Genomic DNA, 26,341 nt, shown 5'->3' on the forward strand with positions numbered 1-26,341 from the left:
CGTCAAGAAGAACAGGAGCGGTGGGGGCGCAGCGGGGAACAGGGCTTGAAGACAGCCCAAAGATCAGTCTCAGCGCCAACGGCTGTCCGCGAGTTCCTCGACCCCGGTCTACGGAGGCGGGGCTCGGAGTGAATCGGTACGGGATCCGGATCGACTTCGGGGTCTCCTTCGGCTACACCATCGTCCCTGGCGGTCAGCGGACGACGCGGTAGGAGAGGTGGGTCGCCGCCGGGGTCGCCATCACCCGGGTGCGTTCGAGGGTGATCGAGGAGTCGAGCGAGCCGAACAACGGCGTACCGCCGCCGACCAGAACCGGGATCACGTGCACACGGATCTCGTCGACCAGGCCGAGCGGGAGCGCCTGCTGCATGACGGTCGCGCCGTGCAGCCCGACGACCTTGTCACCCGCCGCCTTCTTAGCCTGCTCGATCGCGCTGGCCACCCCGTCGGTGACGAAGGTGAACACCGGCGGGTACGACCTGGTCGGTGCCTGGTGAGTGACCACGAAGCATGGGACATCGCCGAGCGGGCCGCCCTCGCCCCAGCCGCCCTCCCCCTCGTTCTTCTCGAACGACTTGCGGCCCATCACGACCGCACCCCAGCCATCGATCACCTGCTCCAGGATGGCCCGATCCTCGTCGGTCGCCTGGTCGGACATCCACTTGTGCAGCATCCAGGCACCGTCGCCGAACGGGTTCGCGCGGCTGTCGTTCGGGCCGGTGACGTACCCGTCGAGCGAGACGGACATGTCGCAGATCACTTGTGCCATGGGCAACGCCCTCCCTCTGTCGGTGTTCCAGGTTCACGGTGTGCTGTGTACGACTCGGCGTACCGGCCGAACTCATCGGTGACCTGCCGCGAACCCGCGCCTGCGACGATCCCCTTACCGAACATCGCCGGGCCGGGGCTCAGGCGGGCGGCGTACCGAACAGCACGCGGGCTTCCAGGTCCAGGCGGGTGGTGGGGTCTGGTCGGGCGGGGTGAGGTTGAGGGTCCGGTCGGCGAACCGGTGGATGGTGTGGGTGATGTAGGGCGAGACGGTGGCCAGGGCGTTGGCGGCGTCGGTGATGTCGCAGGCGTTGGAGTAGGTGACGCAGTTGGCGATCAGCTCGTTGAACGTCACGCCCTTCTCCTGGTGGTCGGGGTCGTTGTGGTCGATGAGTTCGCCGCCGAACATCAACCAGTCGGCGAAGCCGTGGAAAGCCTCGGTGCGATTGGTGATGGGGGTGATCTGCTCGCGCAGCGCCGGCTCGGACAGGTAGCAACAGCGGCCCTGAACGTGATGTCGGCGCCACGCCTGACATTTCGAGTGGCTGTGGTGTCGGACTGGTGAGACACCATCCAGCACACCGGAAGGAAGACCTCACCATGTCCACGCCAACGATGACCGACACGACGACGGAGCAGGACGGCATCCAGTCGCGTCTGCCCAACCTCACCGAGCTTTTCCCCGAGGTGGCGAAACTCTCCGGAGCCGTGCGCAACGCCGTCTGGAACGGGCCGGTTCCGCAGACCACCATCGGCCTGATGCTGCTCCGTGCCGCGCAGATCGTCGGCAGCACCTCCCACGCCATCTCGTTGACCGACAAAGTCCGCAAGGCCGGGGAAACCGAGAAGCGCATCACCGCCGTGGCCACCTGGCAGGACGCTCCCTACTTCACCGACGCCGAACGGGTCGCACTGGAGCTGGTGGAGGCCGTCCTCACTCCGAACCCGTTCGGGGAGCGGGTCTCCGACGAGCTGTTCGCCAAGGCGTCCGCGCTCTATGACGACGAGGCGCTCTGGACGCTCACCATGGCGATCGGCCACTTCTGCCTGTTCGTCCCGGTCGCTCTCATCGGCAAGCCGATCCCCGGCAGGCCCATCGGAAAGAACTACAGCAAGTAACGGGGCTGATGTAGTCCAGGGCTGGAAGTCCACCAAGGGCACCGGCGTGCCGGCCCGGTCGGCACCGAGGCGATGACGGGGCTGTCGGGCCGGCCAGTCGTCAGTTGGCGGGCCGGGCCCTCGGTGTCGAGCATCTCGGCGCCGGCCGCAGACGGACCGGCCGGGTCTGATCAGTCGCGCTGGACGCCTTGCGGAGCCGTCAGCGCACACGGCGTAGTGCCTCGCCGATGACCGCCACGCCTTCGCCGATGGCGGTCGGGGCGCTCGCGGCGTAGCCGAGCACGAGCCCGGGGCGGCCGGGGCACTGCCTGTGCCACGAGAGCGGCTGTACCTTCACCCCGTATGCGAGCGACGCGGCGGCGAGGTCGACGTCGGAGAACCCGGCGTCGAAGGTGATCGTCAGGTGCAGGCCCGCTGCGGCGCCGTGCACCGTCGCGTCCGGTAGGTGGGCTCCGATCGCGTCGATCATGGCGTCTCGGCGACGGCGGTGGCGTCTGCGCAGCAGCCGCAGATGTCGTTCCGTCTCCCCCGATTCCATCAGGCGGGCCAGCACCAGTTGCGGCAGCGCTGCGTTGCCGAGGTCGGCGAACCGCTTGGCGGCCACGACGGCGTCGCGGTACCGCGGTGGCGCGAGGAACCATCCGATCCTCAGCGCCGGTGCCAGTAGCTTGGACACGCTCCCGGCGTAGCAGACCCGCTCGCCGAGCGTCGACCGTAGCGCCTGAACCGGAGGCCGGTCATAACGGTGCTCGGCGTCGTAGTCGTCCTCGATGACCAGGCCGCCCTCATCGACCCACCGCATCAGCTCGCGGCGCCGGTCGCCGCCGAGCACCACGCCGGTCGGGAACTGATGTGCCGGGGTGAGCAGGACAGCCGGTGCGCCCGTCGCGCGCAGCGCACCGACATCTATCCCGTCGGCGTCGACCGGCACCGGCGGGGTGGCCAGCCGCCGGTTGTGCAGGTGCTGGCGGGCGCCCAGTGATCCGGGATCCTCCACGGCCACTTCGCGGATCCCGGCCTCGACGAGTACCTCCGCGAACAGTCCGAGCGCCTGGGCGGTACCGGCGGTAATGATCACATCTGCCGGGTCGGCGAGGATCCCGCGGTTGCGGGCCAGCCAGTTCGCCACGGCGCCGCGCAACGCCGGGGATCCTCGCGGATCCCCGTATCCGAGGGCGGAGGATCCCAGGTCGGCGAGCAGTGAACGTTCGGCGCGCAGCCACGCGGCCCGCGGGAAGGCGGCCAGGTCGGGCACGCCCGGTGACAGATCGATCCGTGCCGCGGCCGCCCGCAGCGAGTCGAAGACCTCGACGCCGGGTGCCGCCGTGAACACCGCGTCCGTCGCCGTCGCGCCCGCTGGATCGGATCGCGGCCGCGCCGGGGGCGTCCGGCCCGGAGCGCCGACGACGATCGTTCCGCTCCGGCCGCGCCCTGCGACGTAGCCTTCCTCGCTGAGACGCTGGTAGGCCTCGGTGACGACGCCGCGGGACACGCGCAGATCCCGCGCGAGCACCCGGCTCGCGGGCAACCTGCTTCCCAGGCTCAGGAGGCCGTCGCAGATCGCCCACCGGAACCGGTCGGCGAGCCATTCGGACAGCCCACCGACGGGCGCGTCCTCGACGTTCAGCTGGAGGAAATCCGAGCCGGCCGTTATGGACTCCTCGAAGAGGTCTTCATTGGACCTGTTCATCAGGCCATTGTGGCGGCAGAGTGCCGGTCACGAGAACGGCCCATCACCGGAACCCATCAGGAGAGCCACCTTGAGCATCGCGTTCCTGGTGACCACGCTCATCGTGGTCGCCACGCCCGGCACCGGGGCGATCTACACACTGTCGGCGGGCCTGTCGCACGGCCGCCGTGCGAGCGTCGTCGCCACGATCGGCTGCACGCTGGGCACGGTTCCCCACATGGTGGCGGCGATCACCGGCATGGCGGCTCTGCTGCACACGAGCGCGACGGCGTTCCAGCTCGTCAAGTACCTGGGGGTGGCCTACCTGCTGTACATGGCGTGGGCCACGCTTAAGGACACGGACCCGATCGTCGCCGAGGAAGAGACCGCACCGCGCCCCGCCGGTCGCGTGATCGCCTCCGGTGTCTTGATCAACCTCCTCAACCCGAAGCTGACGATCTTCTTCTTCGCCTTCCTGCCGCAGTTCGTCGACACCGGCGAGCCGGGCCACGTGCTGCGGATGCTGGAACTCAGCGGTGTGTTCATGCTGGTCACGCTCGCGGTCTTCGCCGCTTACGGCGTTTGCGCCGCCTCGGTACGGGACCACGTGACCGCGCGGCCGCGAATGATGGCCTGGCTACGCAGGGGATTCGCCGGATCCTTCGTCGCCCTCGGCGCCAAACTCGCGCTCGCCGCCCGATGACCGCCCACTCCACGACGGACTCGATCATGTACTTCCGGCATTCGGCCGCGATCTGGTCCGAGCACCCCGAACTCGTCGCCGGCGTGCTCGTCGCCACGGGGATCACCGCCGACGCGGTCGTCGAGCCCCGGATCGAGGCGTTCAACACGCTCGCCAAGGCGCGGCTCGCAGCGGGCACGGAGTCCGACCTGCCCGAGATCCAGGCCTGGCGGCGCGCCTTCTCGAGGATGGGACTCAAACCCACGCGGTATCGATGCGCCTCGGAGTCGCTGCTGCGACGCTTCCGCAAAGAAGGCGCCCTGCCACGGATCCACCCGTTGGTCGACCTCTGCAACGCCGTCTCCCTCGCCTTCGCGATCCCGGTGGCCGCGCTGGACGTCGCCAGGGTCTCCGGGCACCTCGAGGTCCGGCACGCGGCCGGCCACGAGAACTACCTGACGCTCTCGGGAGAGCCGGAGAACCCGGAACCGGGAGAGGTGACCTTCGTCGACGCCGCCGGGCATGCACACGCCCGGCGGTGGACGAACCGGCAGAGCGGTCACTCGGCCGTTCGCGACACGACCCGTACGGCCTTGATCATCGCGGAGGGTGTGCACGCCTCGGCCGCCAAGGACGTCCCCGACCTCATTGCCACGCTGTCGGACGCGCTGAGCAGCACCTGGCCGACCACGGCGCGGACCGCGATATTGAGCCGCTCCGCGCCGCGCTTCGACTTCGCCGTCCCGTCCTACGCCCCCGGAGACGAGACGCAACGCTGACCGGCCGTACAGGCCCGGCAGCGGGCCCGCGGCCCGTCGTCCCGCACCGTCCCGCCGGGACATCACATCTCCGCAGCTCAGTGCCTGGGACGTCCCCGCGCGACCCTGCCCGGTTCGCCACCGTATCGGGACGCGCGTCCGGCGCCTGAGGATTCGATCGAGCGGCGGCCACCGGGGCCACCGCGAACGATCAATGAGGAGCGAAGGTGCGAATCACCAACGCGGCCAAGACCGGCCTCATCGGACTGGCCACCGCCGGGACGGCGCTCACCCTGGGCGCCACCATCCCCTCCGCCCAGGCCGCCACCCCCACCACCGCCCACACGGTGACCGCCGCCGCCAGCAGTAAGTGCATGTGGTTCAACGCGCCCAAGGTCCACGGCTACACGGCGAAGATCAAGCTCTGCTGGAACTGGGCGTACGACGGGCACGGCGCCTACAACGGTGTCATCCACGCGACCTACTACGACTCGTCCAGGACCAACGGCACGCTCTACGTCAAGGCCCGGATCTCGAACCGCTGGGTGGCCACCCTCGGCGCCGGCTACGAGGTTTCCTACGGCACTCACAAGTACCTGCCCTACAGCCACGGCAAGAACCTGGCGTTCCGCGCCTGCCTCTCCCACCACGGCTGCGGCCCCAACGGCCACTGACCCGGTGCCGCCTTCGGACAACCGGAGCGGATAGCGCAGATCAGCCGAACACGACGCGGCCCCCACCCTCGCCGGCAGCGAACCGAGCGGGGGTGGGGGCCAACGGCGTACGCAACGCTCGGCGAAGGGCACCCAGGCTGGGGGAGATGTCCGAGAGTGTCCGAGACGGAAGGGGCGTTTACCGAGCCTTCCGTTCACCTCGCCCCGTCGGTACGCTCGCGACCGCCACCTCGACGCACTCGCCTTCGTTTCCGCCGCTGCGACTGCTCTTCCGCCAGACGCCGGCGACCTCGACGCAGCTGCCTTCGTTTCCGCCGCTGCGGCTGCTCTTCCGCCACATGGCATCCGTCAGCTCAGGAGTGCTCATAGTCGGGACGCTAACCGTTCGATGAGCTTCTGAGAAGCGTCTTCATCCAATGACGCGTCCAGCAGGAGAGAGAAGATTTCTTCGTGCAGGGCGATCTCCTTCTCGTCCTCGACGAACAGGCTCTTGGTGAACTGCTCGACGACCGACACCGTAAGGTATCCCGGCGGCCGCATTGACAGCAGGTGGAACGGACCCGCCAGCCACAGATGGGCCGCAGCCGAGTTCGGCAATACGCGTAGCGTGACGTTCTCCGCCTGAGCGGCTTCGGAGAGACGCCGGAGCTGGGCATGCATCAGGTCGGGGTCTCCGACCTGATGGTGAAGCACCGACTCACTGATGACGGTCACGTAGCGCGCTGGATTCGGACATGACAGCACCTTTTGCCGAGCCATCCGGAACGCCACCAGCGCGGCGCTTCTGCGGACGGGGCGGGCAGGACCGACCGACATGAGTTCACGAGCGTAAGCGGGGGTCTGCAGGAGACCGGGGACCACGCAGGGTCCGAAGGTGCGAATTAAATCGGCGTCGTCTTCCAGGCTGGCGAGATCCAGAGCGGCGGCGGAGATGCGGCCTTCGTAGGCACGTTCCCAGTTCTTGCCGGGCTTGTGGGTGGCCAGGTGGAGGAGGGACTCGCGGAGGGGGCCTTCGGGGACCTTGTAGAAGTCCAGAAGGTCGGCGAGTTCCTGGGGGTCGATGGAGTGGAGGCCGTTCTCCAGGGTGCTGAGCCAGCTTTTGGAGCGGCCGTAGCGGCGGCAGGCGGTGTCGATGGTCAGCCCGCTGTCCTCGCGGGCCTTGCGTAGCGCCGAGCCGATGCGGCGCAGGCGTACGGACGGGATGTTCCGGGAGGGCATTCGCCCACGATGTCACGCATGGTGTTCATCTGTATACGGACAGGTGCGGGGAGAATGTTCGCCCGGCGAAAGTTCCGCCCAGGTCAGCGAGTGTTGCGGCCTGCCGCGGTCGGTGGTGACCGTAAGGCTCCGACACGCGGAAGGGAGCCGTCGAGTGCAGGTGTCGAAGACGCGGTACGCGCTGCTGGTCCGGTTGGCGTGGGAGTTGCGGGGTGCGCCCGTGACCTCGCTGCTCGTCGTGCCCGGCCACGGCGAGGCGGTGCTGTGGGTGCTGGGGCGGGGCGGCCGCAAGGAGGCCGTGCTGGCGGTGCCACGGCCGGACCGGTGGCGGATCCTCTGGCGTGGCACCGAGCTGGACGCGGCGTCGGTGCCGGAGGCGGCCCGGCGGATCGCGGCGGCGGTCGCGGCGTGACCGAGGTGGGGGAGGCGACCGGAGAACCGGTCGTGCTCGGGCAGATCACGCTGCCGGGGCTGCGGCGCTCCGTCGCGCACGCCCGTACGTTCCTGCGGGACCTGCTGCCCTGCGGTCATCCGGTCCTGGACGACCTGGTCATGGTGGGGAGCGAGACGGTGTGCAACGCCGTGACGCACACCGCGTCGGGTCGCCCCGGCGGGCGGTTGACGGTCGCGCTCATCGCAGACCGCGGCGCGTACCGGCTGGAGGTCACCGACGACGGCGCCGGTGGCGCGCGGCCGCGCCTTCAGGACGAGGAGGGCGGGGAGGGCGGGCGAGGGATGCGGATCGTCGACGCGCTGGCCCGGCGCTGGGGTTACCGGGAGGACGGCGACCGTACGGTCGTGTGGGCCGAGTTCGCCGGCGGGTGAGCCGGTTGTCGGTGGGCGACATCGGAGCCGTGCGACGTTGGCGGCGGCGATCTGTGCGGCGGCGCGTCCCGTACTCAGACTTAGGCGCGATCCCGTTTCGGGCGACGGCGGTTCGTGAGGAGACGAGATGTCCGGCAGGAGACTCAAAACCCTGATGGTCTGCGCGGCGACGGCCGCGGTGCTGTCCGTTCCGATGAGGCCGGCCGGTGCGGCCGGGCTGCGCGACGTGTTGTTGGTCGGCAACAGTCAGTCCGGCAGCGTCAGCTTCATCGACGGGCACACGTACCAGAATCTCGGGTCGTTCAACGTGATCGGGGACCTGCAGCAGCGGCTGAACGAGATGGACCCGATCCAGCGGGCCGGGTACGAGACGGTCAAGCAGATCGAAGGCGGGGACCGGTTCGTCGACGACGTGCAGCTGTCCCCGGACGGCAGGACGCTGTACGTCTCGCGCGGCAACCTCGACGACGCCGCCGCCTTCGACCTCGTGTCGGGGCGGCAGCTGTGGCACACCCGGCTGGACGGCTTCCACGCCGACCACGCGGCGCTGTCCCCGGACGGCACGAGGTACGTCATCTCGGCGACGACGGCGCAGGTCGCCGAGGTGCTGAACACCACGACCGGAGCGGTGGCCGGCAAGTTCGCCACCGGGACGTACCCGCATCAGAACGACTACACGGCCGACGGGAAGTACATCTACAACTCCAGCATCGGGGTGACGTCGCTACCGCAGTCGCTGGAGCTGCTCAAGGGCAGCTTCCGGCTGACGAAGGTCGACGCGGCGACGCTCCAGGTCGTCAAGACCTGGAACCTCCCGCACGGTATCCGGCCCAACCTCATCGCGCCGGACGGCAACACCTTCTACGCCCAGCAGTCCTACCTCAACGGCTTCATCAAGTACGACCTGGCGCAGTCGAAGATCGTCGCGACGGTCACGATGCCGTACAGCGCCCACGGCCAGGCGCTGAAGCCGGACGACTACCCGCAGAACTCCGCGCACCACGGCCTGGCGCTGTCCGGGGACGCTTCCAAGCTGTGCGACGTCGGGACGATCGACGACTACACCGCGATCGTGAACACCGCGGACCTGTCCACGAAGGGCTTCGTGAACTACCCGACGGACAGCCTGCCGTACTGGGGGACCACCAGCGTCGACGGTACGCGCTGCTTCGTGTCGCTGAGCAAGGCGAACGCCGTGTCGGTGGTCGACTACGCGACGGCGACGGAGGTCGCCCGGGTGCCCGTCGGGGTGTTCCCGCAGCGGGAGCGGATCGGGCAGGCGGCCCCGGAGGCGATCGCGGCCCTCACACCGGCGGGCTGAGCGGTCCACACTGGGCGTCACGGAAGATCCGCACCGTGACGCCCAGTGCCGTACCGGGAGACGAGATGACCGAACGCGCCGTGCTGCGCCGCCTCATGGAGAAGATGCGCGCCGACCCGCGGACGCTCGAGGCGGTCGTCGAGGCGGCCCGCGCGCAGTCCCCGCCGATCGCGGCGCTGCCGGTGCAGGAGGTCCGGCGCCACATCGCGGCGCTGCTGGCGGTGGTGTCCGCGGCGTTCATCGACGAGTCGGGGCTGAACGAGGACGACGCGCGGGTCGCGGACCGACTGGCCACCGACCGGGCGATGCAGGGCGTGCCGCTGGCGGCGCTGCTGGACGGGTTCCAGGCGGCGCGCTCGCACGTGATGACGCGGCTGCTGAACGAGGCCCGGTCGGCGGGGGTGTCCCTCGACGGGCTGATCGAGGAGCTGATGGAGCTCGACGCGTACGCGAACGGGCTGCAGAACCGGCTGGTCCACGCGTTCCGGGAGACGGAGCTGAGCCTGGCGAACTCCGCGCACGCGGCCCGCGTGCAGGCGCTGCGGGACCTGCTGGGCGGTGGCCCGGTGTCGTGCGCCGCCGACGCGGGCCTGGACGCGCGGCGGCGCCATCACTGCCTGGTGACCGACGTCGGCGACCCGCGGGAGGCCCGGCGTGTCGAGGCGGCCCTGTGCCTGGCCGACGGGGTGTCGGGGCTGGTGGACGGGCGGCTCTGCGCGGTGACGACGCGGCTTCCGGCGGGTGCCGCGACGCTCGTGGTGGCCGGCCCGGCGGTACGGCCCGAGGAACTGGCCGAGATCTACCGGCTGAGCCGGACCGCGCTGGCCTCAGCGCGCCGGCGGGGACTGGCGGGGCTGTGGGAACTGACTGCGCTGGCCATTCCGGTGGCGCTGGACGCCCATCCCGCGTTGGGGGAACTGCTGGCCCGGGAGCGGCTGGCCGGCCTGGACGCGGGCGACGAGTTTCACCGGCTGCTGGCCGAGACGGCCGTGGTCTACCTGGACCACGGTGGCCGCGCCGACCAGACCGCCGGCACGTTGCATGTGCATCCGAACACGGTCAAGCACCGGCTGCGCCGCCTGACGGCGCTGACGGGCTTCGCCGATCCGGTCCCGCCCGGGGAGGCCCTCGCCGACGTGTTGCGGTGGCGGTGGGCGCTGCACGCCTGGCTCGGCGGCCACGGCTCCTGACCACGGACGAGGGCCCCCGGGGCCCTCGTCGAGTTCCCGGGGAGGTGTCGCCCTTCGTCCGTGGTCCCGGCGTCTAGTGCTGGCCGAGGGGGTCCAGGTGCTGCGCCGTGGCGTCGTCGGCCGTGGTCGACTCGCTGAGGTGACGCCGGCGCTCGTCCTCGGCCAGCAGGGCCCGGCCGGCCTGGGTGCCGTAGGCGTAGGCGTCCGGGCCGACGAGCAGGCGCAGCGGCGGCTCCTCCAGCGCGACGACCTCGAGCACCAGCCGGGCGACCTTGGCGGGGTCGCTGGCCATGGTGACCTGTCCGTTGCCGTGCATGGCGGCCGTGCGGCCCACGGTCTCGGCGTACTCGGGACGGATCGGGGCGATCCGCATCGACGATCCGGCCCAGTCGGTGCGCATGCCGCCCGGCTCGAGGACCGTCACCTTGATGCCGAGCGACGCGACCTCGCCGGCGAGCACGGACGAGAAGCCGCCGACGGCCCACTTTGCGGTCTGGTAGGCGCCCAGGCCGGGGGTGGCGAGCCGGCCGCCGACCGATGAGACCTGGATGATCCGTCCGGCCCGCTGCGCGCGCATCACCGGCAGCGCGGCGCGGGTCAGCCGGACGACGCCGAACAGGTTGGTGTCGACCTGGGCGCGGAAGTCGTCGAAGTCGGCGTCCTCGATCGAGGCGACGTTGGCGTAGCCGGCGTTGTTGACCAGGACGTCCAGTCGGCCGTACCGGTCGACCGCGGTCGCGACCGCGGCCTCGGCGGCCTGGTCGTCGGTGACGTCGAGGGGGACCACGGTGAGGCGCTCGCCGTGCTCGGCGGCGAGGTCGTCCAGCGCGGACGCCTGCCGGGCCCCGGCGACGACCCGGTGCCCGGCGGTGAGGGCGGCGCGTACGATCTCGCGGCCGAGGCCGCGGGAGGCTCCGCTGACGAGGAAGACCAGAGAAGAGGACGAGGACATGAGAACTCCAGAGAGAACTAACTAACCGGTTGATTAGTTACAGCTAAGCTCGTTTCGGCTCGCATGTCAACTAAACGGTCAGTTAGGATGAGGCTCATGGGGAGCAGAGACGCGGAGGCCACGCGGAGACGGCTGCTGGAGGCGGCGCGGGAGGAGTTCGCCGCCTACGGCATCGCGGGCGGGCGGGTCGAGCGGATCGCGGCCGCCGCCCGGAGCAACAAGGCGCAGATCTACCACTACTTCGGCAGCAAGGACGGGCTCTTCGACGCCGTCTTCGACGCCATGTGCCGGGAGACGGTCGACGCGGTCCCGATCGACGCGGAGAACCTCCCCGAGTACGCGGGCAGGCTGTTCGACTCCTACGAGCGACGCCCGTGGGTACAGCGGATCGCCACCTGGTACCGGCTGGAGCGGGCCGGTACCGGCGACCTGCTTCCCGTCGTGCTGGCGAGCAACGAGGCCAAGCTCAAGGCCGTCGCCGACGCGCAGGCCAGGGGAGTGCTGCCGACGCGCTTCCCGGCGGACGTGCTGCTCGGGCTGGTCATCCACCTGTCCGGCTTCTGGAGCTCCAACGTGCCCGAGTTCGACGCGGTCGTCGCCGGCCAATCGTCCGCGACCCGGCGGCAGGTGGTCGTCGACGCGGTCGCCGCACTCCTGGCCTGACCTCGTCCCGCCCGGAGGGCGGGAGGGCACCGGTGTCTCATCGCAGGGTCAGCGGCGTCTCGGATTCGAGGTGGGTCAGCTTCTGCGGGTTGCGGACGTAGTACAGGCCGGTGATGCGGGCGTCCTCGACACGGACCGCCATGACGCCGTCGATCTCGCCGTCCACGCGGAGGAGGAGCGCCGGGCTGCCGTTGACCACAGTGGGGTCGACGGCGAGCGCGACGTCGGCCTTGCCGATGCCGCCGAGCATGTAGCGGACGATCTTGTCGGCGCCGGTGATCGGCCGCAGCGCGGCCTGCTTGACGCCGCCGCCGTCGCTCACGAGGACGACCTCCGGGGCGAGCACGTCGAGGAGGCCCTGCGGATCCCCGGTCTCGAGCGCGCGCTGGAACGACTCCAGAGCCGCCCGGGCCTGGCCCGGGGAGACCGCCTCACGAGGGCGGCGGGCGTCGACGTGCCCACGGGCGCGGTGGGCGATCTGGCGGACGGCCGCGGGGCTCTTGCCGACGGCGGCCGCGATCTCGTCGTAGCCGACGTCGAAGGCCTCGCGCAGCACGAAGACCGCGCGCTCGGTCGGCGACAGCGTCTCGAGGACGAGCATCAGCGCCATCGACATGCTCTCGGCGAGCTCGACGTCCTCGGCCACGTCCGGGGCGGTGAGCAGGGGCTCGGGTAGCCAGGGGCCGACATACGCCTCCTTGCGGCGCTTCATGGTGCGCAGCCGGTTGAGCGACTGCCGGGTGGTGATCCGGACCAGGTAGGCGCGCTCGTCGTGCACCTGCGCCAGGTCGACCTTGACCCACCGCAGCCAGACCTCCTGAAGGACGTCCTCGGCGTCGGCCGCCGAGCCGAGCATCTCGTAGGCGACGGTGAAGAGCAGGTTGCGGTGGGCGACGAAGGTCTCGGTCGCCGCGTTGGTGGCCTGGTCGTTCATATCTAGGCCGCCCTTTCAGCGATGATCGGCGCCTCGGCGCGCTCGGCCTGCAGCAGCCGCCGGCGCTTGGCGTCCTTGGCCCACCAGGTGCGCACACCGGGCTTGCGTGCCTCGTACCCCAGCTGCCAGACGGTGCTCCGGCACACGAACTCCTTGAGCTTCGCGCCCGGGCGGCCGCCGAGGTAGAACCGTATCGCGGTGTCGTTCCGGCGGGAGAACTGGAAGATGCCCGCGCGCCGCCCCAGGCTGATGCACTGGCCGGCGAACCCCACGCTGACGGGCGCGGGCCGCTCACCCGCCATCCGGCTGAGCACCGTCTCGGCGGCCTGTGGGCCGAGCTGAACCGCGGACTGGCAGCCCATCCGGAACGGCAGGTCCGACGGCGCCGCCGAATCCCCGGCCGCGATGACGCGCGCGTCGTCCACGCTCGTCAACGTCTCGTCGGTGCGCAGGCGCCCCAGGGCGTCGGTGCTCAGTCCGCTGCGCGCGGCCAGGTCCGGCACGCCGAACCCGACGGTCCAGATGGTCACCTCGCTCGGCACCGCGCGGCCGTCACCGAGCCGTACGGCGTCGCGCGTCACGGCCGTCACCTTCGTGCCGGGGCCGTCGAGCACGGTCACCCCGAGCCCGGCCAGCCGCCCGGCGACCGAGCGCCGGCCCCGAGGATGCAGGTACGGGCCGAGCTCCCCGCCGCACACCAGGGTCACCCGGCGGCCCTGCTCCGCCAGCTCGGCGGCCGTCTCGATGCCTGCCGGACCGGCCCCGACGACCGTCACCGCGGCCGTCGCCGGCGCGGACTCGAGGATCGGCCGCAGCCGCTGCGCCTCCTCCAGAACGGCGATCGGATGGGCGAACTCGGCCGCGCCGGGCACCTGCGGATCGGCGCTCCCGCTGCCCACCGCGTAGATCAGATAGTCGTAGCCGACCGTACCGCCGGTCGCCAGGGGCACGCTGCGCCCGGCCGCGTCGATCCGGGTCACGGTGTCGACGACCAGCCGGACCCCGTCGGCCAGGATCTTCCGGTAGTCGACGACCGCGTCGTCGGATCCGCCCACCAGCTGGTGCAGGCGGATCCGCTCGACGAAGGTCGGGCGCGGGTTGATCAGCGTCACCGCCACGTCGTCGCGCTGCGTCAGGCGATTGGCCGCCATGACGCCGGCGTATCCGCCACCGACCACGACGACCTCGGTGTTCTCACCCATGGTGTCTCCTCCGTTTCCAGGGGGTCGGCCACAAGACACCGCGCGATTGATCGTTGTGACAGGCGTGAGGCAGATCACTTCCCACGCGCGGTCCGGGCTGAAAGACGACCTTTCCGACCGGCCGCCGGTCAGTGGGCGGAGAAACCGCCGTCGACGAAGAGGGCCTGGCCGGTGACGTAGGCCGACCCGGCGCCGGCCAGGAACACGGCGGCGCCGGCGAAGTCGCCGGGCAGGCCGTTGCGGCCGATGAGGGTCCGCTCGGCCATGGCGTCCTGGCGGTCGGCGGGGATGTGCGTGACCAGTGGCGTGACGACGAAGCCGGGGACGAGCGCGTTGACGCAGACGCCGCGCGGGGACCACGCCTCGGCCTGGGAGCGGGTCAGGGCGACCAGCCCGCCCTTCGACGCGCCGTAGGCGCCGCTGTTGGCGAAGGCGCGGAAGGACTGCTGGGAGGCGACGTTGATGATGCGGCCGTGGCCGCGGCGGGCCATGCCCGGCCCGAACCTCTGGCCGAGCAGGTACGGCGCGTCCAGGTTGACGGCGATCGTCTTGTCCCAGGTGGGCTCGTCGAGCTCGTCCATCGGGGGCCGCAGGTTGATCCCGGCGCAGTTGACCAGGATGTCGGGTTCGCCGAACGGCACGACCGCCTTCTCGGCCGCCCGGTGCAGCTGTGCGCGGTCGGCGAGGTCGGCCGTGACGTACGCGGCGGGGCGGCCGTGGGACTCCAGCTCGGCGATCGTGTCACGCAGCTCGGGCTCGCGGCGGGCGATGAGGACGACCCGCGCGCCGGCGCGGCTGAGGGCGGTGGCGACGGCGCGGCCGATGCCGGAGCTGCCGCCGGTGACCAGCGCGACACGGCCGTCGAGGGAGAACAGCTCTTCCAGGTAGGTCGTCACGGGGTGAAACGGTACCGGGCCGGTCGCGGTGATCGCGGGGTGAGATGCTGGTGGTCTGCGGAGACGGTTCCGGCGGGGCCGGACCGTTCGCCATCGGGAGGCCGCGCTGCACACCGTCGTCGCCGAGACGCTGGCGGTCGCGTTGCTGCTGGCGGTGCTGGTCTTCGCGGTCGCCCGGCCGCGTGGGCTGCCGGAGGCCGTCGCGGCGGTGCCCGCGGCCGGCCTGCTGACCGCCGTCGGCGCGGTGTCCCCGTCCCAGGCGTGGGCGCAGACCCGCACGCTGCTCCCCGTCGTCGGGTTCCTGGCGGCCGTGCTGGCGCTGGCGCAGCTGTGCGACGACGAGGGGCTGTTCAGGGCCGCCGGCGACCTGGTGGCGCGTGCCTGCCACGGGCGGCCCGTGCGGCTGCTGGCCGGAGTGTTCGCGGTCGCGTCGCTGGTCACGGCGGTGCTGAGCCTGGACGCCACGGTCGTGCTGCTGACGCCGGTGGTCTTCGTGACCGCGGCGCGGGTCGGCGTCCGGCCCCGCCCGTACGTGTACGCCTGCACCCACCTGGCCAACTCCGCGTCGCTGCTGCTGCCGGTGTCGAACCTGACGAACCTGCTGGCGTTCGCGGCCAGCGGGCTGTCGTTCGCGCGGTTCGCCGGGCTGATGGCGCTGCCGTGGCTGGTGGTCATCGCGGTGGAGTACGCGGTGTTCCGCTGGTTCTTCCGCGATGATCTGGCCGTCGCCCCGGGGCGGGAGCGGCCGGTCGAGCGGCCGCGGGTGCCGGTGTTCACGGTCGTGGTGCTGGCCCTGACGCTGGCGGGGTTCGTCGTGACCTCGTTCGCGGGGGTGAACCCGGCGTGGGCCGCGCTGGCCGGCGTGCTGGTGCTGGCGGCCCGGGCGCTGCGGCAGCGGCGGACCACGGTACGCGGGGTGGTGGCGTCGGCCGGTCCGTTGTTCTGCCTGTTCGTGCTGGCGCTGGGCGTCGTCGTCAAGGCGGTGGTGGTGAACGGCCTGGACCGGGCGGCCGGTCGGGTGCTGCCGCACGGGTCCGGCCTGCTCGCGCTGCTGGCGGTCGCCGCCCTGGCGGCGCTGCTGGCGAACCTGATCAACAACCTGCCGGCCGTGCTGGCGATGCTGCCGCTGGTGGCCCCCGAAGGGCCGGGACCGGTGCTCGCGGTGCTGATCGGCGTGAACCTGGGCCCGAACCTGACCTACGTGGGCTCGCTGGCCACGTTGCTGTGGCGGCGGATCCTGCGCGAGCACGACGCCGAGCCGGGTCTGGGGGAGTTCACCCGCTTGGGCCTGGTGACCGTCCCGGCCACATTGGTGGCCGCGACCGTGGCACTGTGGGGAGTGCTGGCGACGATCGGAGGCTGATCGGCGTGAAAGTGACCATCTGGATCGCGGAGGGCACCTGGGAGGCCGCCGTCGACGCCGCCCGCGACCTGGCGCCCGCCGACGCCGACCTGACACTGCTGCACGTGACGGACGAGAAGGTCACCGCGGCCGCCCACCACGCCTACACCGGCCTGCTCGGGCGGGGCCACCGCGAACGTGACCCCGGCGTCCGCCTCGAGGAGCTCTCGCAGGCCGCCGCGGCCGAGCTGCTGGAGGCGGCCGCCGCGCGGCTCGGCCGGGACGCGGCCCGGCAGGCCCGGCACGGCCGCCTCGAACACGAGGTCGTACGGGCCGCAGAGGACGCCGACCTGCTCATCTGCGCCCGTGACGGCACCCGCGACCGGCTGGGCCCGCACAGCCTGGCCCCGCCGACGCGGTTCGTCGTCGACCACGCGCCCTGCCGCGTGCTGCTGGTGTGGCCCGAGGCGGCCCCCGGCCTGGACTCCCTTCCACCCCCGCCGCGCTGAGGCGTCGAAGGCGTCAGCGGTCCGCGGCGACCTCCGCGCGGTCCGCCGGTTCGGCGGCCGGCCCGGCCCCGGCGTCGCGGCGGCCGCGAACGCCGCGGACGACCAGGAGGCCGACGACCAGGGCGATCGAGGCCCAGGTGCCGTAATGGGAGATGGCCTTGGCGACGTCGACGGCGTCCTGACCGAGGTAGTAGCCCAGGCCGACGAGCATGCCGATCCACAGCAGCGCGGCGACCGTGTCGAGCAGCACGAACGTGACCAGGCGCATCCCGGTCCAGCCCGCGATGACGAACAGCAGGGCGGCCGGGACGGGCAGGTAGTAGGCGATGACGACGCCGACCCAGCCGAGCCGGTGACCGAGGCGCTCGGCTCGGGCGATCGTCCGGCCGCCGCGGCCGCCGCGCCCGGCCACGAGGGTGAGCATGCCGCGTCCCCACAGGCGGCCGGCCCACCAGAAGAACGGGTCGAACACGATCATGCCGGGGACGGCGGCGGCCACCGCGAGGAACAGGGAGACCTCGCCGACGCGTGCGAACGCCCCGGCGGTGACGATCGAGGTCATGCTGCCGGTGAGCAGTTCCAGCAGCACCGGGTTGCGGCCGATGAGCACCGGCCGCAGCGGGATGAGGGCCAGGGCGTACAGGCCGCTCAGCGCGATCCCGGCCCAGCAGATCAGGTCGGCGCGGCCGGGCCGCCCGGTCCAGGGCAGGTCAGGGCGCGGGCGTTCCCCCGTGGTCGGCATCCTCAGATGGTAGTCGGCGCTCTTCGGGGGTGCCTGCGTCCGAGCAAGCCCCCTATCCGAGATCGTTGATCAAGGTTAGGTTCACCTCGACCTTCCGAAGGAAGCCGGTGTTCGGCGACGACGGCACGTCCCGGTCGAAGAACGCCCACCTCCTGCGCGTCCGCTGAGGCGTCCTGCGGCCGCCGGGGGCGGGACCGGCGGCCGCAGGATGATGTCGCAATTCCGCGAGCGCGATGCGCTGTCCACCAGCGATGCTTGTCGGTATGCATGAGGACGTGGAACGGTGTGTGCGGGCGGTGCAGTCCAAGGACGCCCGCTTCGACGGCTGGTTCTTCACCGCGGTGCTCACCACGGGGATCTACTGCCGGCCCAGCTGTCCGGTGGTGCCGCCCAAGCCGGAGAACATGCGGTTCTTCCCCAGCGCCGCCGCTGCCCAGCAGGCCGGGTTCCGGGCGTGCAAGCGGTGCCGTCCTGACGCCAGCCCCGGATCCCCGCAGTGGAACGAACGCGCGGACCTGGTCGCCCGCGCGATGCGGCTGATCGCCGACGGCGTGATCGATCGGGAGGGCGTGCCGGGCCTGGCCGCCCGCCTCGGCTACAGCACCCGCCAGGTCGAACGCCAGTTGCGCGCCGAACTCGGCGCCGGCCCGCTCGCCCTCGCCCGCGCGCAGCGCGCCCAGACCGCCCGCCTGCTGATCGAGACGAGTTCGCTGCCGATGAGCGACGTGGCGTTCGCCTCGGGGTTCGCCAGCGTCCGGGCGTTCAACGACACCGTACGGCAGGTGTTCGCGATGTCCCCGACCGAACTGCGCGACCGCGTCGCGCGCGGGCACCCCGCCGCCACGTCCGGGGCGCTGTCGGTCCGGCTGCCATTCCGCGCCCCACTGTGCCCGGACAACCTGTTCGGGCACCTGGCGGCGACGGCCGTGCCCGGCGTCGAGGAGTGGCGCGACGGCGCGTACCGGCGCACCCTGCGCCTGCCCCACGGCCACGGCGTCGTCTCGCTGCGGCCCACCCCCGACCACATCGCCTGCCGGCTGCACCTGGCCGACCTGCGGGACCTGTCCATCGCGATCAGCCGCTGCCGATGGCTGCTGGACCTGGACGCCGACCCGGTCGCCGTCGACGACCTGCTGCGTACCGACCCGTCGCTGGCCCCACACGTGGACAAGGATCCCGGCCGGCGCGTGCCGCGCACCGTCGATCCCGCCGAGTTCGCGGTGCGCGCGGTCCTGGGCCAGCAGGTCTCGACGGCGGCGGCCCGTACGCACGCGGCCCGGCTGGTCACCGCGTACGGCGAGCCCGTCGACGACCCCGAAGGCGGCCTGACCCACCTGTTCCCCGGCGTGGACGCGCTCGCGGAGCTCGACCCGGAGACGCTGGCGTTCCCCCGCGCCCGCCGTACGACGCTGACCACGCTGATCGGCGCGCTCGCGGACGGCGGGATCGACCTGAGCGCCGGCAGCGACTGGGGACGGGCCCGCGAGCTGCTGGCGGCGCTGCCGGGCCTGGGACCCTGGACCGTCGAGATCATCGCGATGCGCGCGCTCGGCGACCCGGACGCGTTCACGCCCACCGACCTCGGAGTGCGCGCGGCGGCGCGCGCACTCGGCCTGCCGGTGACCCCGGCCGCCCTCACCCGGCACGCCGCGGCCTGGCGGCCCTGGCGCGCGTACGCGGTGCAGTACCTGTGGGCGACCGGCGAGCACGCCATCAACCGGATGCCCGTCTGACCTGAGAGGAACCTCGATGACCACCCGCACCTACACGGTGCTGGACAGCCCGGTCGGCCCGCTGACCCTCGTCGCGGCCGACGGCGTCCTGACCGGCCTGTACATGGACCGGCAGCGGTACCGGCCCGAAGAGCACACCTTCGGCGAGCGCGACCCCGCGTCGTTCGGCGCGGCGATCGGCCAGCTGGAGGAGTACTTCGCCGGCCGGCGCACCACCTTCGACCTGCCGCTCGCGCCGGTCGGCACGCCGTTCCAGCGGCAGGTCTGGGCGGCGCTGCTCGAGATCCCCTTCGGGGAGACCGTCTCGTACGGGGGGCTGGCCGAGCGGATCGGCCGGCCCACCGCCGCCCGCGCCGTCGGGCTGGCCAACGGCAAGAACCCCATCGGGATCATCGTGCCGTGCCACCGCGTCGTCGGGTCCACCGGCGACCTCACCGGCTACGGCGGTGGCCTGCACCGCAAGCGGCACCTGCTCGCCTTCGAACGGCACGCCGGCGCCACGCCGATGGGGCCGCTGCCCGCCCCGGAGCAGGCGGGCCAGGGGACACTCCTCTAGGACAGGGCGCCCACGGTGGCGGATGGTGCAGCCGTAACATCGCCCGCCAGGTCACCGAGGATGTGCCGAGCGGAGTGTTCCTGCACGAAAACGGCGGGACCTTCCCCTGGTGAAGCGGTGAGCGGGGCGCCTCAGGCCGGTTGTCCCGTGTCGGTCTCGGCGGCGAAGCGGGCGGCGAACGCGGCGCGGTTGACGGAGTCCGGTTTGCGGTCCCACACCGCGAAGACCACGTGGTCGAAGACGCCCGGGAACTCCCCGTCCGCGGCCAGGTGGGCGTGGAACGCCTCGGCGACCTGACGCGGGTCGTTGCGGAACACCCCGCAGCCCCACGCGCCCAGGACCAGCCGGCGCGCGCCGTGGTGGGCGGCCACCGCCAGCACCCGGCGCGCCCGGTCGCGCAGCACTCCCGGGATCCGGTCCGCCACGGCCGGGTCCCGGCGCAGCGCCTCGCCCGCGTTGGGCGCCGGGCAGGTCAGGAACGACACCGGGTAGGGCTCGGCCAGCAGGTCCCCGCCATCGCCCCGGTGCACCGGGACGTCGGGAGACCAGATGACGCGGTGGCTGTAGAACAGGTCGGGTGAGGCGCGGTGCGCCTCGTAGTAGTCGCGGGCGCGCAGCAGGCACGGGTACAGCAGCGAGTGCCGGCACAGGTCCTCCTCCTGCGCGCGGGCGCCGCCGACGTAGCCGCCGCCGGGGTTGCGGGCCGAAGCGAAGTTCAGCACGGCGATCCGGCCGGTGCCGGTTTCGTGGAGCCGCCGGGCCGCCTGCAGGCTGCCCTCGGCGGTCACCTCGAAGCGTGTCCGGTGCTCTGGCCCGGCCGGGGGCGGCGGGATCGGTCCGTCCGGGGGATGGCTGACCGTGCCCGCCATCGCGGCCTCCAGCGCCGGGGCGATGACGACGACGGCGCCGTCCGCGGTGGTGTACTCGCCGTCGTCGACGATCCGCGCGTTGTCGGCGGCGTACCGGCGCAGGCGCGTGCTCACGCGCGGGCCCGCCACTCGTCCTCGAGCATCGCGTAGATCACCTCGTCGGTCCACTCGCCCTTGACGATCTCGTTCTGCACCAGGTGCGCCTCTCGGCGCATCCCGAGGCGTTCCAGGACGCGGGCCGAGGCGGTGTTGCGGCCGTCGATGCGCCCGACGAGGCGGTGCAGGCCGAGCCCCTCGAACCCCAGGCGGAGCATCACCTCGGCGGCCTCGGTGGCGTAGCCGCGGCCGCCGTGGTCGGGGTGGAACACGTACCCGATCTCGCCCTGCCGGTGTTCGCGGCTCGTCCACATCAACACGACGTCCCCGACCAGCGTGCCGGACTCCGGCAGCACGACCGCGAGCTGCAGGTCCCCGTTCTCATCGCCGATCACCGAGGATCGGATCTTCTTCTCCAGCGCCTCGCGGACCTCGTCGCGGTCGCGCGCGCCCCAGTACAGGTAGCGGGCGACCTCCGGCCGGGACTGGATGTCGTGGAGGGCGTCGAAATCCTCGGCCGTGTACGGGCGCAGGTGGAGCCGTTCGGTGATGATGGGGTAGTCCGGCTTCAGCACGACATGATCGTATTGCCCGGCGCGAGCGTGCGGCCATTCATTTCGTGTCCGGGCCTCAGCGGTAGAAGTCCACGATCGGCACCCGGGCCTCCTCGAACAGCGCGGGCCCCTCCTGGGGCACGACCGGCCAGCCGCCGCCCGGTTTGACCGCATCCAACTGGTCGGTGGACAGGGCGAACACGACACGGCCCAGCCCGGAGCGCTGAATGCCGCCGTAGCACATCGTGCAGGGCTGGCAGCTGGTGTACATCGTGGTCGCCGCCGCGGTGGCGGGGTCCAGCTCGCGGGCCGCCCACCGGGCCAGCTTCAGCTCCGGGTGGGCGGCGATGTCCCCGTCGCTGATGACGGTGTTGTGCTCCTCGGCGAGCACGTCGCCGTCCGGGCCGACCAGCAGGGAGCCGTACGGGGCGTCCCCGCCCGCGGCGGCCGCGGCGGCCAGCTCGATGGCCCGGCGCAGGAACCGCTCTTCCTCAGGTGTCATCGTCGCTCCGATCGTCATGGTCGTGGGTCCAGGTCCCAATGGTCGGCCACGGTCGCCAGCGCGCTCCAGGCCGTCTGCGGATGCAGCGTCTCGGCCGGATCGCCGATGAACGGATCGAGGACGACGGTGTCGGCGCCGAGCAGGCGCAGCTGTTCGAGGTCGCCGACGACCTGCTCGATCGAGCCCTCGCCCAGCCGGCGGTCGTCGCCGAGGAGGGGAGAGTCGGTCAGCCGCAGGAGGATGCGCGGCGTCAGGGCGGGCACCGGGCGCCCGAGCTCGTCGGCGAGAGCGGTCATCCGGCCCACCGCGTCCCGCAGCTCGGAGAGGGTCAGGTCGCGCAGCGGATGCCACGCGTCGCCCAGGCGCACCGCCCGGCGAATGCCCACGTCGCTGTTGCCGCCCACCCAGATCGGGATCGAACCGCTCCGGTAGTCCTTCTCGTCCGCCCACGCGGCGCGGACGGTCCGCAGGTGCTCGTCGGTCAGCGCGCCGCGCCGTTCGAACGGCACCCCGAGAGCCTCGAACTCCTGGCGCGCCCAGCCGACGCCCACGCCGAGGACCAGCCGGCCCCCGCTGAGGTCGTTGAGGTTGGCCGCCATCCGGGCGAGCAGAAGGGGATGCCGGTAGGGCACGATGACGACCGACGTGCCGAGCCGGATCCGCTCGGTGACGCCCGCCAGCCAGGAGAGCGCGGTGAACGGCTCGTAGAACGGCGCCGGATACTGCGCGGCCACGTCCGGCGTCACCGCGACGTGGTCCGACAGCATCAACAGGTCATACCCGAGGGCCTCGGCCGTCCGGGCCCAGCGGCGCAGCAGCTCGGGCCTGGTTCCCGGCCCGTAATTGGGAACATTCACACCGACTCGCATGCAGCAACGCTATCGAGGCCCTCGAGCCGCCTGGAAGAGATCATTCCCGGCGTATGAGATCTGTCGCCGTTGATATCCCGCTATATTCGCCGGATGGCCGAGGATCTCGACGAGACCGACTGGGCGATCATGGCGGAGCTGCAGCGCGACGGCCGCGTCCCCCTGACCGAACTCGGCCGCCGGGTCAGCCTCAGCGCCTCGGCGGCGACGGAGCGGGTCAGGCGGCTGGAGTCCCTGGGCGTCATCACGGGCTACCGCGCGGAGGTCGACCTGACGAAGGTCGGCTACGCGGTCCTGGCGGTCGTACGGCTGAAATATCCCGGCAGCCGGCACGAGCCGCTGCACCGGCTGCTGGAGCGACGCCCCGAGGTCCTCGAGTGCCTGCGGACCACCGGGGAGGACTGCTACACGCTCAAGGTGGCCGCCGGGTCCATGGCCCACCTCGAACGCCTCGTCGACGAGCTGGCGCAGTTCGGCAGCACCACGACCAACGTGGTGTACAGCCAGACCCTGCCCTACCGGGGCCCCGGCACCCCGCCGGACGCCCCGCACCGCTGAGAGCCGCGACGGAAAGCGGCGGACCGGAAAGGACACGGGAACGGTGGTCAGCGCGCGCAGCCGGCTGGTGGCCGGATACGTCCGCGTCAGGCGGATGAACCGCCTGTACGTCACGGCCGAAGGGGCACGGGACCACCTGAAGGAGCGCACGCTCCGCCCGCAGCCGTACGGACCGCCGCGCCGTCTTCGCGCGGACGTGACGGTGTCCGTCGAGCGGTCGCAGGGGTGGCCCGTCTACCGCCTCGCCCCGAAAGGTCGCGCTCCTCGTGGGTGCCTGGTCTACGCGCACGGGGGAGGGTGGGTCAACGAGATCGTCTCCCAGCACTGGCGCCTCGCCGCGCAGGTCGCCGCCGAGGTGGGGACGACCGTCGTGCTGCCGATCTACCCTCTCGTGCCGTACGGGACCGCCGGGGAGGTCGTCCGGCGCGTGGCCGAGCTCGTCCTCGCCGGTCGGGCCGAGCACGGGGCCGCGTGCCTGGCCGGAGACTCCGCGGGCGGGCAGATCGCGTTGTCGACCGCGGTGTTCCTGCGCGACCGGCATCAGGTGACACTGCCACGGACCGTGCTCATCTCACCCGCGCTCGACCTGACATTCGCCAACCCGGAGATCGACGCGGTGCAGCCCAGCGATCCGTGGCTCGGGCGCGAAGGCGGCCGGGTCTTCGCCGAGCACTGGCGCGGCGACCTGCCCATCACCGATCCGCAGGTCAGCCCGCTCAATGCCGACCTGCGCGGGCTGGGCCCGGTGACGCTGTTCTGCGGCACCCGCGACATCCTGAACCCGGATGCGCGCGTCCTGGCCGGCAAGGCCACCGAGGCGGGCGTCGACCTGGAGTTCCACGAGGCCCCGGGCCTCGTGCACGTCTATCCGCTCACCCCGACGCCCGAGGGCAGGGCCGCCCGGACCGTCATCGTCGACCGGCTCCGCACCGCGCTGACTCCCGCCTGAGCGCACGTCCACACCCCGGCCGGAGACCGGCGTCCCGGGCGGGAGGCGACGCGGTGCCCTCCCGGTCGAGCAGGGAACGGCCTCGGCCTCAGGGCTCGCGGGCGCGGAGGTACGCGTCCAGGTCGGCGGCGCCCGTGAGCATGGCGCGGCCCCGGGCGGACAGGCGGGCCTGCCAGTCGCGCAGGGTCGACTCCAGCGGGGCGACGCCTCCGGCGGACCGGACCTGAGCGATCAGCGGGGCGATCTGCTCCAGCAGGTAGCCGCCTCGCCTGAGCTGGTGGACCAGCCGGACGTCCCGTACGTCGGCCGCGCTGTAGATCCGGTAGCCCGTCTGCGGATCGCGGCGTGGCCGGACCAGCCCGGCGTTCTCCCATTTGCGCAGGGTGGCAGGGCGGAGGCCGAGTCGTCTGGCCAGGGGGCCGATGAACATGTCGCCGCGTTCCTGCGGCACGGGCGCCAGATCGCGGAGCGCGGCTTCGACGGCCTGAAGGGTGCGGCGGTCGTCGAGGAGCTGGCCGTGGCTCTCGTCGATGAGCCGCAGCGCGTCCTCGGTGGCACCCCGGTTGACCGCCTGCATGATCGACGTGGCCGTCTGGTGACCGTGCCCGGGCAGGAGCGCGAGGAACGCGCCCAGGGCCTGCGCGTGCAGCGGCGTATAGGTGCGGTAGCCGTGGGCGGTGCGTTCGGCGGCGGGCAGGATGCCGGCCTCCTCGTAGTTCCTGACCGCCTGAGTGGACAGACCGTGCTCGCGCGCCAGGTCCACTGGCCTCATGGTTGCATCACCGATTGAAGGTTCATCGCGATGAGATGGGGAGTTTCCGCGAAAAGTTTACAGCGAGAGTTCAACGATACCGTTTAGGGAATGGACATCAAGGACACGGCCTGGCCGGTCGATGGCGCAGGCATCTCGGCGTTCCTCCGGTCGCTTCCCGCCAGGCCTCTGCTGCTCGGCTTGGGCGAGGCCAGACACTTCGTGGGGGAGCTGGGCGAGCTGCGCAACGAGATCTTCCGGCATCTGGTCGAGCACGAGGGCTACCGCTCGTTCGCCATCGAGAGCGACTGCCTGATGGGTCTCGTGGTGGACGACCACATCACGACGGGCGCGGGCACGCTGGACGACGTCATGGAACGCGGCTTCAGCCACCGCTTCGGCACGGCACCGGCCAACCGCGAGCTCGTGCGCTGGATGCGCGCGTACAACGAGGAGCATGACGAGAAGCTCCGGTTCTTCGGCTTCGACGGCCCTCTGGAGTACTGGGCCGAGAGCCCGCGCCAGGCGCTCACTGCCCTCCACGCCCTCCTCGACGGCCCGCTTCCCTGCACCCGGGAAACCCTCGACGCGCTGCTGGGCCCGGACGACCGGTGGTCGAACGAGGCCACGGCCATGGATCCGTCCCAGTCGATCGGCCAGTCCGCCGACGCCCAGCGGCTGCGACTGATCGCCGACGACCTGGCGGCGTTGCTCGACACGCAGGCGCCGCGGCTGAGCACGGAGGAGAGGGACCGGGCGGCACTGTACGCGCGCACCGCCACCGGCCTGCTCCGCTACCACCACTGGCTGGCCGACGCGTCCCCGGACCGATGGACCCGGCTGTCGGCCTTGCGGACCGCGATGATGGCCGCCAACCTGCGTGCCGTCGCCGAGCACGGCCCGGCCCTGGTCTTCGCCTCCAACCTCCACCTGCAGCGGAACAAGAGCGTCATGTCGTTCGGCGACCGGTCGCTGGAGTGGTGGAGCGCCGGGGCGATCACCGCGACGCACCTGGGGGACCGGTACGCCTTCCTGGCCTCCGCCTTCGGCACGGTCGGCGACGACGCCCCGCCGCCGGACACCGTCGAGGGCATCCTGTCCACGCTTCCGTGGGAGCACTCTGTCATCGACGCCCGCCGCCTGGCCGAGGCCGTCACGACGCCGGCCCCGCGCGTCTCCCAGGACTTCGCCTATTTCCCGTTGGATCCGGCTCAGCTCGGCACGGTCGACGGCGTCGTCTTCCTCGATCAGGTCGTCAGGCTGGGTTCGCTGGGTTGACGAGGCGCGTCAGGAGATCCCGGCCTCGATCTGGGTGAGCCGGGCGGCGAGGAGCTCCTCGAACGCGGCGCGGGGGGGGGGGGGGGGGCGCGGGGGGGGGGGGGGGCCCGCGCGGGCGGGCGCCGGGGCCGCGCCCGCCAGCCCGGCCCCCCCCCGAACGAA

Annotated in this window: 31 protein-coding genes; 16 read left to right on the forward strand and 15 right to left on the reverse strand. The window is 71.9% G+C overall.

Annotation, left to right across the window (positions count from 1 at the left end; all coding sequences use genetic code 11):
• Nucleotides 1–193: 193 nt before the first annotated feature.
• Both AB0L00_RS31295 and AB0L00_RS31300 read right to left on the reverse strand, forming a co-directional pair.
• On the reverse strand, nucleotides 194–769 hold the full coding sequence (locus AB0L00_RS31295; protein ID WP_364440663.1) for a dihydrofolate reductase family protein: 576 nt from the start codon (nucleotides 767–769) through the stop codon (nucleotides 194–196).
• Nucleotides 770–883: 114 nt separating this feature from the next.
• On the reverse strand, nucleotides 884–1,348 hold the full coding sequence (locus tag AB0L00_RS31300) for a Tn3 family transposase (RefSeq protein ID WP_364440664.1): 465 nt from the start codon (nucleotides 1,346–1,348) through the stop codon (nucleotides 884–886).
• A 20-nt stretch (nucleotides 1,349–1,368) separates the two neighbouring features.
• Here AB0L00_RS31300 and AB0L00_RS31305 point away from each other — a divergent pair, with 20 nt between their 5' ends.
• A complete protein-coding gene (locus AB0L00_RS31305) occupies nucleotides 1,369–1,887 on the forward strand; it encodes a carboxymuconolactone decarboxylase family protein (RefSeq protein WP_364440665.1) in 519 nt (172 codons plus the stop codon).
• Nucleotides 1,888–2,086: 199 nt separating this feature from the next.
• Here AB0L00_RS31305 and AB0L00_RS31310 read toward each other — a convergent pair whose 3' ends face one another.
• Nucleotides 2,087–3,577 carry a PLP-dependent aminotransferase family protein gene (locus tag AB0L00_RS31310; protein ID WP_364440666.1) on the reverse strand — a complete coding sequence of 497 codons (1,491 nt, stop codon included), beginning with the start codon at nucleotides 3,575–3,577 and terminating at the stop codon, nucleotides 2,087–2,089.
• 70 nt (nucleotides 3,578–3,647) lie between these two features.
• On the opposite strand from AB0L00_RS31310, the gene AB0L00_RS31315 reads away from it, so the two are divergent.
• The 3 genes from AB0L00_RS31315 (at nucleotide 3,648) to AB0L00_RS31325 (ending at nucleotide 5,670) form a co-directional block, all read left to right on the forward strand.
• Nucleotides 3,648–4,259, forward strand: a complete 612-nt coding sequence (locus AB0L00_RS31315; protein ID WP_364440667.1) for a LysE family translocator — start codon at nucleotides 3,648–3,650, stop codon at nucleotides 4,257–4,259.
• Nucleotides 4,256–5,017, forward strand: coding sequence for a phenylalanine--tRNA ligase beta subunit-related protein (locus AB0L00_RS31320; protein ID WP_364440668.1), 762 nt, complete (start codon nucleotides 4,256–4,258; stop codon nucleotides 5,015–5,017). Before AB0L00_RS31315 ends, AB0L00_RS31320 begins: the two co-directional genes overlap by 4 nt.
• A gap of 206 nt (nucleotides 5,018–5,223) precedes the next feature.
• Nucleotides 5,224–5,670: a hypothetical protein gene (locus tag AB0L00_RS31325; protein ID WP_364440669.1), complete on the forward strand. Its 447-nt coding sequence runs from the start codon at nucleotides 5,224–5,226 to the stop codon at nucleotides 5,668–5,670.
• A gap of 178 nt (nucleotides 5,671–5,848) precedes the next feature.
• On the opposite strand, the gene AB0L00_RS31330 is transcribed toward AB0L00_RS31325, so the two are convergent.
• Nucleotides 5,849–6,037: a DUF397 domain-containing protein gene (locus AB0L00_RS31330; RefSeq protein ID WP_364440670.1), complete on the reverse strand. Its 189-nt coding sequence runs from the start codon at nucleotides 6,035–6,037 to the stop codon at nucleotides 5,849–5,851.
• Nucleotides 6,034–6,888, reverse strand: coding sequence for a helix-turn-helix transcriptional regulator (locus AB0L00_RS31335; RefSeq protein ID WP_364440671.1), 855 nt, complete (start codon nucleotides 6,886–6,888; stop codon nucleotides 6,034–6,036). Before AB0L00_RS31335 ends, AB0L00_RS31330 begins: the two co-directional genes overlap by 4 nt.
• A gap of 154 nt (nucleotides 6,889–7,042) precedes the next feature.
• Here AB0L00_RS31335 and AB0L00_RS31340 point away from each other — a divergent pair, with 154 nt between their 5' ends.
• The 4 genes from AB0L00_RS31340 to AB0L00_RS31355 all read left to right on the forward strand — a co-directional run bounded on the left by AB0L00_RS31340 (nucleotide 7,043) and on the right by AB0L00_RS31355 (nucleotide 10,224).
• Complete coding sequence (locus AB0L00_RS31340) at nucleotides 7,043–7,300, forward strand: hypothetical protein (RefSeq protein WP_364402255.1); 258 nt, start codon at nucleotides 7,043–7,045, stop codon at nucleotides 7,298–7,300.
• Nucleotides 7,297–7,713 carry an ATP-binding protein gene (locus AB0L00_RS31345; RefSeq protein WP_364440672.1) on the forward strand — a complete coding sequence of 139 codons (417 nt, stop codon included), beginning with the start codon at nucleotides 7,297–7,299 and terminating at the stop codon, nucleotides 7,711–7,713. Before AB0L00_RS31340 ends, AB0L00_RS31345 begins: the two co-directional genes overlap by 4 nt.
• A gap of 127 nt (nucleotides 7,714–7,840) precedes the next feature.
• A complete protein-coding gene (locus tag AB0L00_RS31350; RefSeq protein ID WP_364440673.1) occupies nucleotides 7,841–9,034 on the forward strand; it encodes a YncE family protein in 1,194 nt (397 codons plus the stop codon).
• A gap of 65 nt (nucleotides 9,035–9,099) precedes the next feature.
• Nucleotides 9,100–10,224: a helix-turn-helix domain-containing protein gene (locus AB0L00_RS31355; RefSeq protein WP_364440674.1), complete on the forward strand. Its 1,125-nt coding sequence runs from the start codon at nucleotides 9,100–9,102 to the stop codon at nucleotides 10,222–10,224.
• 73 nt (nucleotides 10,225–10,297) lie between these two features.
• On the opposite strand, the gene AB0L00_RS31360 is transcribed toward AB0L00_RS31355, so the two are convergent.
• Nucleotides 10,298–11,176, reverse strand: coding sequence for an SDR family NAD(P)-dependent oxidoreductase (locus AB0L00_RS31360; RefSeq protein ID WP_364440675.1), 879 nt, complete (start codon nucleotides 11,174–11,176; stop codon nucleotides 10,298–10,300).
• A gap of 96 nt (nucleotides 11,177–11,272) precedes the next feature.
• Here AB0L00_RS31360 and AB0L00_RS31365 point away from each other — a divergent pair, with 96 nt between their 5' ends.
• The gene (locus tag AB0L00_RS31365; protein WP_364440676.1) at nucleotides 11,273–11,839 is read left to right on the forward strand and encodes a TetR family transcriptional regulator; all 567 of its coding nucleotides are present in this window, start codon (nucleotides 11,273–11,275) and stop codon (nucleotides 11,837–11,839) included.
• A gap of 37 nt (nucleotides 11,840–11,876) precedes the next feature.
• Here AB0L00_RS31365 and AB0L00_RS31370 read toward each other — a convergent pair whose 3' ends face one another.
• The 3 genes from AB0L00_RS31370 to AB0L00_RS31380 all read right to left on the reverse strand — a co-directional run bounded on the left by AB0L00_RS31370 (nucleotide 11,877) and on the right by AB0L00_RS31380 (nucleotide 14,871).
• A complete protein-coding gene (locus AB0L00_RS31370; protein ID WP_364440677.1) occupies nucleotides 11,877–12,773 on the reverse strand; it encodes an RNA polymerase sigma-70 factor in 897 nt (298 codons plus the stop codon).
• A gap of 2 nt (nucleotides 12,774–12,775) precedes the next feature.
• On the reverse strand, nucleotides 12,776–13,975 hold the full coding sequence (locus tag AB0L00_RS31375) for an FAD-dependent oxidoreductase (protein ID WP_364440678.1): 1,200 nt from the start codon (nucleotides 13,973–13,975) through the stop codon (nucleotides 12,776–12,778).
• Between the two features lie 128 nt (nucleotides 13,976–14,103).
• On the reverse strand, nucleotides 14,104–14,871 hold the full coding sequence (locus AB0L00_RS31380; RefSeq protein ID WP_364440679.1) for an SDR family oxidoreductase: 768 nt from the start codon (nucleotides 14,869–14,871) through the stop codon (nucleotides 14,104–14,106).
• Between the two features lie 142 nt (nucleotides 14,872–15,013).
• Between AB0L00_RS31380 and AB0L00_RS31385 the strand changes: the two genes are divergently transcribed.
• A complete protein-coding gene (locus AB0L00_RS31385; RefSeq protein ID WP_364440680.1) occupies nucleotides 15,014–16,234 on the forward strand; it encodes an SLC13 family permease in 1,221 nt (406 codons plus the stop codon).
• A gap of 5 nt (nucleotides 16,235–16,239) precedes the next feature.
• Nucleotides 16,240–16,722, forward strand: a complete 483-nt coding sequence (locus AB0L00_RS31390; protein WP_364440681.1) for a universal stress protein — start codon at nucleotides 16,240–16,242, stop codon at nucleotides 16,720–16,722.
• A 13-nt stretch (nucleotides 16,723–16,735) separates the two neighbouring features.
• Here the strand turns inward: AB0L00_RS31390 and AB0L00_RS31395 are convergent, their stop codons facing one another.
• A complete protein-coding gene (locus AB0L00_RS31395) occupies nucleotides 16,736–17,464 on the reverse strand; it encodes a VTT domain-containing protein (protein ID WP_364440682.1) in 729 nt (242 codons plus the stop codon).
• Nucleotides 17,465–17,727: 263 nt separating this feature from the next.
• Here AB0L00_RS31395 and AB0L00_RS31400 point away from each other — a divergent pair, with 263 nt between their 5' ends.
• Both AB0L00_RS31400 and AB0L00_RS31405 read left to right on the forward strand, forming a co-directional pair.
• Entirely contained in the window at nucleotides 17,728–19,197 is a 1,470-nt protein-coding gene (locus tag AB0L00_RS31400) for an AlkA N-terminal domain-containing protein (protein ID WP_364440683.1), read from the forward strand.
• Between the two features lie 16 nt (nucleotides 19,198–19,213).
• On the forward strand, nucleotides 19,214–19,753 hold the full coding sequence (locus tag AB0L00_RS31405) for a methylated-DNA--[protein]-cysteine S-methyltransferase (RefSeq protein ID WP_364440684.1): 540 nt from the start codon (nucleotides 19,214–19,216) through the stop codon (nucleotides 19,751–19,753).
• 131 nt (nucleotides 19,754–19,884) lie between these two features.
• Here the strand turns inward: AB0L00_RS31405 and AB0L00_RS31410 are convergent, their stop codons facing one another.
• From AB0L00_RS31410 to AB0L00_RS31425, 4 genes are read right to left on the reverse strand one after another with little or no spacing between them, the layout of a single operon-like run.
• Nucleotides 19,885–20,736, reverse strand: coding sequence for a TIGR02452 family protein (locus AB0L00_RS31410; RefSeq protein WP_364440685.1), 852 nt, complete (start codon nucleotides 20,734–20,736; stop codon nucleotides 19,885–19,887).
• Nucleotides 20,733–21,293 (reverse strand): GNAT family N-acetyltransferase, encoded by a 561-nt coding sequence (locus AB0L00_RS31415; RefSeq protein ID WP_364440686.1) that lies wholly within the window; start codon nucleotides 21,291–21,293, stop codon nucleotides 20,733–20,735. Before AB0L00_RS31415 ends, AB0L00_RS31410 begins: the two co-directional genes overlap by 4 nt.
• 55 nt (nucleotides 21,294–21,348) lie before the next feature.
• Complete coding sequence (locus AB0L00_RS31420; protein ID WP_364440687.1) at nucleotides 21,349–21,774, reverse strand: nucleoside deaminase; 426 nt, start codon at nucleotides 21,772–21,774, stop codon at nucleotides 21,349–21,351.
• Nucleotides 21,775–21,788: 14 nt separating this feature from the next.
• Nucleotides 21,789–22,643: an LLM class flavin-dependent oxidoreductase gene (locus AB0L00_RS31425; RefSeq protein WP_364440688.1), complete on the reverse strand. Its 855-nt coding sequence runs from the start codon at nucleotides 22,641–22,643 to the stop codon at nucleotides 21,789–21,791.
• 93 nt (nucleotides 22,644–22,736) lie between these two features.
• On the opposite strand from AB0L00_RS31425, the gene AB0L00_RS31430 reads away from it, so the two are divergent.
• A complete protein-coding gene (locus AB0L00_RS31430) occupies nucleotides 22,737–23,201 on the forward strand; it encodes an Lrp/AsnC family transcriptional regulator (protein WP_364440689.1) in 465 nt (154 codons plus the stop codon).
• A 43-nt stretch (nucleotides 23,202–23,244) separates the two neighbouring features.
• On the forward strand, nucleotides 23,245–24,150 hold the full coding sequence (locus tag AB0L00_RS31435; protein ID WP_364440690.1) for an alpha/beta hydrolase: 906 nt from the start codon (nucleotides 23,245–23,247) through the stop codon (nucleotides 24,148–24,150).
• A gap of 88 nt (nucleotides 24,151–24,238) precedes the next feature.
• Here the strand turns inward: AB0L00_RS31435 and AB0L00_RS31440 are convergent, their stop codons facing one another.
• Nucleotides 24,239–24,922 (reverse strand): TioE family transcriptional regulator, encoded by a 684-nt coding sequence (locus AB0L00_RS31440; RefSeq protein WP_364440691.1) that lies wholly within the window; start codon nucleotides 24,920–24,922, stop codon nucleotides 24,239–24,241.
• A 90-nt stretch (nucleotides 24,923–25,012) separates the two neighbouring features.
• On the opposite strand from AB0L00_RS31440, the gene AB0L00_RS31445 reads away from it, so the two are divergent.
• Nucleotides 25,013–26,179 carry an erythromycin esterase family protein gene (locus AB0L00_RS31445; RefSeq protein WP_364440692.1) on the forward strand — a complete coding sequence of 389 codons (1,167 nt, stop codon included), beginning with the start codon at nucleotides 25,013–25,015 and terminating at the stop codon, nucleotides 26,177–26,179.
• The last annotated feature ends 162 nt before the right edge of the window (nucleotides 26,180–26,341 follow it).

The sequence above is a fragment of the Actinoallomurus sp. NPDC052308 genome (assembly GCF_040679195.1).
GTDB lineage: Bacteria > Actinomycetota > Actinomycetes > Streptosporangiales > Streptosporangiaceae > Actinoallomurus > Actinoallomurus liliacearum.

Bases quoted from the DNA above. Each gene is read 5' to 3' on its own strand.
- AB0L00_RS31295 (WP_364440663.1), bottom strand. From the start codon at position 769: ATGGCACAAGTGATCTGCGACATGTCCGTCTCGCTCGACGGGTACGTC.
- AB0L00_RS31305 (WP_364440665.1), top strand. From the start codon at position 1,369: ATGTCCACGCCAACGATGACCGACACGACGACGGAGCAGGACGGCATC.
- AB0L00_RS31310 (WP_364440666.1), bottom strand. From the start codon at position 3,577: ATGAACAGGTCCAATGAAGACCTCTTCGAGGAGTCCATAACGGCCGGC.
- AB0L00_RS31320 (WP_364440668.1), top strand. From the start codon at position 4,256: ATGACCGCCCACTCCACGACGGACTCGATCATGTACTTCCGGCATTCG.
- AB0L00_RS31330 (WP_364440670.1), bottom strand. From the start codon at position 6,037: ATGAGCACTCCTGAGCTGACGGATGCCATGTGGCGGAAGAGCAGCCGC.
- AB0L00_RS31335 (WP_364440671.1), bottom strand. From the start codon at position 6,888: ATGCCCTCCCGGAACATCCCGTCCGTACGCCTGCGCCGCATCGGCTCG.
- AB0L00_RS31350 (WP_364440673.1), top strand. From the start codon at position 7,841: ATGTCCGGCAGGAGACTCAAAACCCTGATGGTCTGCGCGGCGACGGCC.
- AB0L00_RS31355 (WP_364440674.1), top strand. From the start codon at position 9,100: ATGACCGAACGCGCCGTGCTGCGCCGCCTCATGGAGAAGATGCGCGCC.
- AB0L00_RS31360 (WP_364440675.1), bottom strand. From the start codon at position 11,176: ATGTCCTCGTCCTCTTCTCTGGTCTTCCTCGTCAGCGGAGCCTCCCGC.
- AB0L00_RS31365 (WP_364440676.1), top strand. From the start codon at position 11,273: ATGGGGAGCAGAGACGCGGAGGCCACGCGGAGACGGCTGCTGGAGGCG.
- AB0L00_RS31370 (WP_364440677.1), bottom strand. From the start codon at position 12,773: ATGAACGACCAGGCCACCAACGCGGCGACCGAGACCTTCGTCGCCCAC.
- AB0L00_RS31375 (WP_364440678.1), bottom strand. From the start codon at position 13,975: ATGGGTGAGAACACCGAGGTCGTCGTGGTCGGTGGCGGATACGCCGGC.
- AB0L00_RS31395 (WP_364440682.1), bottom strand. From the start codon at position 17,464: ATGCCGACCACGGGGGAACGCCCGCGCCCTGACCTGCCCTGGACCGGG.
- AB0L00_RS31400 (WP_364440683.1), top strand. From the start codon at position 17,728: ATGCATGAGGACGTGGAACGGTGTGTGCGGGCGGTGCAGTCCAAGGAC.
- AB0L00_RS31405 (WP_364440684.1), top strand. From the start codon at position 19,214: ATGACCACCCGCACCTACACGGTGCTGGACAGCCCGGTCGGCCCGCTG.
- AB0L00_RS31420 (WP_364440687.1), bottom strand. From the start codon at position 21,774: ATGACACCTGAGGAAGAGCGGTTCCTGCGCCGGGCCATCGAGCTGGCC.
- AB0L00_RS31425 (WP_364440688.1), bottom strand. From the start codon at position 22,643: ATGCGAGTCGGTGTGAATGTTCCCAATTACGGGCCGGGAACCAGGCCC.
- AB0L00_RS31430 (WP_364440689.1), top strand. From the start codon at position 22,737: ATGGCCGAGGATCTCGACGAGACCGACTGGGCGATCATGGCGGAGCTG.
- AB0L00_RS31440 (WP_364440691.1), bottom strand. From the start codon at position 24,922: ATGAGGCCAGTGGACCTGGCGCGCGAGCACGGTCTGTCCACTCAGGCG.
- AB0L00_RS31445 (WP_364440692.1), top strand. From the start codon at position 25,013: ATGGACATCAAGGACACGGCCTGGCCGGTCGATGGCGCAGGCATCTCG.